This is a genomic window from Bacillus sp. JJ1503 (assembly GCF_036965125.1).
GTDB lineage: Bacteria > Bacillota > Bacilli > Bacillales > Cytobacillaceae > Cytobacillus.
Window position 1 is genome coordinate 1 of record NZ_JBALOZ010000478.1, and the last position, 3,459, is coordinate 3,459.

Here is a 3,459-nt window from a genome sequence, read left to right on the forward strand (position 1 = left end):
AAAAATCTATTACCCCTACTTTATTTTCAATATGACTAATGCCAACATAAGGGTATCTTAAACTTCCTATTAATTCTTTATTAGGCTCCTGAATTCTCCACAGTATTTTCCCATTGAAACTAACACCATATACATTGTCTAAAGTATGATCATCCATTGGAATGTTTAGCAGAACGATAACGACATTATTTACAACTTTTATTTCTTGAATACTTTTATCAAATTGTAAATTGTTTTTACCAATGGTTAACTCATTGCCTGCAAAAGTCACTGAATCCACTGAATTTCCTCCTCTTTATATTCCTTTCTTTTTATCGCGGTTTCTAATTTGTAATCCGCTGCCCGAATTGCATGATCGTTAACTAATAAAGAAACCTTGAAAGGCATATAGCCAAACAAGGTTTAGTTACCTTATATTTTAGGAATTTCAACCACAGCGCCTGGAGATTTACTAATAAGTATATCTGGAATGTTCGCGTTATTTTTCCTCAACTTATATATTTGGATTTTGGTTAATTCAGGAGTGAACGAAATATTCTGTGTCTTAAACTCAAAATTTTTAAGTTTATTAAAAAGTTTAAATAATAAATCCTTCCACTCTTCTAATGTAGAACTTAAAACTTCCTCTGGATTTTCTAAAATACGATATCCATCTGCATAATGAAACATTAATAATCCCGTTCCTAAATCACAATTTTCATTTTCAAGGAGGGCCTTTGGTACATCAAAACCGTTGTTCCAATTATAATTTGCAGCAAAATAATGGAGCATTAATGGGTTATCTATACTACTAAGCCTACTGATTACATCATATTTATCTGTATTATAAAGCAACTCTTCAAGAAAACTAATATCTTTCTGATCCACGACAATTTACCTCCCATTAAACTTTCAGAAATTTAATTTTCCAATTATCTTAGGTTTCTTTCCCAAAGTTCTACTGTTGCGCCTTGGCTAGGGTACAGGGGTAAACCTTGTTCCTGTAATTTTCTTAGATCTTGTTGTAAATCGTATACTTGTCTTTGTAAACTTTCAACGCTTTGATTAATATCCATTTTGTTTAATGCTCTTTCAACCACTTCATTATAAACAGAATGATATCCTCTGTGCCTAGACAATGTACTTACATTATTATCGGGTACTCTTAGGAAAATACCATTAGATGCATCGTCAAAGTCCATTCCTATTTTTTGAATAATAGGATTACTCTTCATCTCAGAAGGAATAATATGCTGTGCCTGATAACCGCTCCATTTAGTTGAACGTTTAAGCCCCATCTCTTCTATCATATTTTTCCCTAACTTGGTAGAGTTCCCTCCTGTAACAACACCGAGCTTACCTGGAATAAGTCTATTAGAATTATCTACGACCTTATCCCCGACATTAACCAAAACAGTCTCTATCGGTCTCTCATTTCCGAATTCCCCAATACGCTGTCCCTTTAGGTCAAATTGGGTCCCTCCGCCTTTATGGCCGAATAGAGGATTGACAATTCCGGTTCTTATTACTGTTCCTTCAGCTAAATTAACATCCGCAATGAATTTAGGAGTATATGGCAAGGCGAATTTATCCTGGATCTCCTTTGCTGTTAATCCTTGGATGTCTTCTGCTCTCATCATCCAGCCGCCATACATCGTGGAGTTTTCTCCATCGTAGACTCTTACAAAGGATGTTGATTCGGTTAGCTCAATTTCTTTAACCTTCGTCCCTGGCTTGTAAGGAGGTTGATCGTAACCCATGGAGTCTTTCCACCATGCGTTAACTTCCTCTGCTGATGCTTCCTTTACTGTTTTTGTATTGGCCAGGTCAGGAGTGTCCTGTTTAATAGTTGCTGAACTCTTCCCCTGTTTCGATACGCTTGAAGCAATTTCATCCCCACACGCGCATCCCATTGTAGATAATTTCGGGATGGCAAAGGTGCCTAATCCAATGACAAGGGTTGTGGTAAAGACAATGGCTGCTCGTTTGCCTGTTTGCGACCAGTCTACTTTCCCGTTTTCCTTCCATTGAATAATGGTGTCAAGGACAGCAAAAACCCCTGCTGTTACGGCACTGTAAATCGTTGAACCCTTTACTGCTGCCCAAATGCGGCTTAGAACGTTGGCTACCTGAGATACTGGCCGTTTCACAATTCGGGCAATAACAGTTGCCAGCAAGTTCCCCTGCTTGCTTAAAATTTGTTTTACCCCTAAGCTTCCGAAAATTTTTGCCGCTACCGGCCCCATGACTGCTCCAAGTGTAAAGTTGAAGAACAGGCTTTCGAACGTAAAGGCCTGCTTCCAAAGACTGCTGTCTCCTGTAAAAAGGAAATGCAGGGCGCCATGGAGAATAGTGAAACCTACCGCTCCAGCTCCTCCAAGTCCACCTAATGTTACCCAACGGAGTAATCCGGATGCTGGAATTAGTCTAAATGCTCCTAATAATCGCAGCACCCCTAAACCGCCAAAGAAAGAAATTCCTGAGGCAAGGCCGCCTGCCACCATCCCCCAAAAGCTCCTTTCTCCTGAAGCAAAAGTAAACACCACTCCAGCAATCCCGAAGCCGACAGCGGCTACTATTGTACCTACAGAAAGGGCAATTCCGATGGCGGCTAAAGCCCAAACACCTAGTAAAATTACACCCACCACAACTAAAATAGCTCCGATTACTTTTAAGAGAGTTTGAACCCATTCTTGTGAGAAGAAATCTTTAACTCCCTCCCATACATCCCCGAGCCAATCGGTAAAGCCATCCCACTTAGGACCGAACCAATCTTTAAATTCTTCCCATCCATCCTTAACCCATGCTTTTGCATTTTGGAGCTTATCAATAAACGCATCTTTCATTTTTTTTAAGTTATCAAATAACTTATCAAACCATGAAGCATCACCAGTCATTGGCACGCCGCTTTTAGCATCATGCACTTCTGTCTTCCTGATTCCATTGCTATCTGACTCTACCTCACCGACATTTGCTACTGCTGGGTGAATAAATGAAAAAAGGAGCCCAATTAGGAATATGAGTGTAAGTGCACTTCCTTTTACCTTAAGAAAATTATTCATGCCTTCTCCCCTCACATGTTTTTTTCATGAAAGAGTCCGTCATTTTTGAAAAAACATCATGGTGAAGAAATTGACCTTTGACTATTCATATTAAACTTTAAAACTCTTAGTTAATTTTGGTATTCAATAATCTTCCGCATTCATTAATTATATAAGGGAAAGTCCACTATAAAAGACATTAAAAAATCGCAATAATAATCCTCCAAACTAAGAAAAATCCAGCAATGGACAACCCGGCGTAAAAAGTAGTTTTCTTAATCTTTCTACCTTTATCTCTTACCCCTGCTCCATCAATAGAAGTTAATAACAATGCAATGAAAAATAAAATACAAAATGTTAGTAAATTATATTTTTGTTCTTGAAAATCGACTGTCCAATTTTCATCAGCAACATTAAATGAATATATCACAAAGGCTAT

General features: G+C 38.1%; 4 protein-coding genes. All 4 read right to left on the reverse strand.

All coding sequences use genetic code 11. The features are described from left to right. Positions 1-280 (reverse strand): hypothetical protein (locus V7149_RS25530; protein WP_335348362.1); only part of this gene is annotated, 280 nt, incomplete at its 3' end. 131 nt (positions 281-411) lie between these two features. After that, complete coding sequence (locus V7149_RS25535) at positions 412-867, reverse strand: DUF4274 domain-containing protein (RefSeq protein ID WP_335348363.1); 456 nt, start codon at positions 865-867, stop codon at positions 412-414. A 44-nt stretch (positions 868-911) separates the two neighbouring features. Further along, positions 912-3,041 carry an AHH domain-containing protein gene (locus tag V7149_RS25540; protein WP_335348364.1) on the reverse strand — a complete coding sequence of 710 codons (2,130 nt, stop codon included), beginning with the start codon at positions 3,039-3,041 and terminating at the stop codon, positions 912-914. A gap of 178 nt (positions 3,042-3,219) precedes the next feature. Further along, positions 3,220-3,459 (reverse strand): hypothetical protein (locus V7149_RS25545; protein ID WP_335348365.1); only part of this gene is annotated, 240 nt, incomplete at its 5' end.

Coding starts and splice junctions, on each gene's coding strand:
- V7149_RS25540 (WP_335348364.1), bottom strand. CDS start 3,041: ATGAATAATTTTCTTAAGGTAAAAGGAAGTGCACTTACACTCATATTC.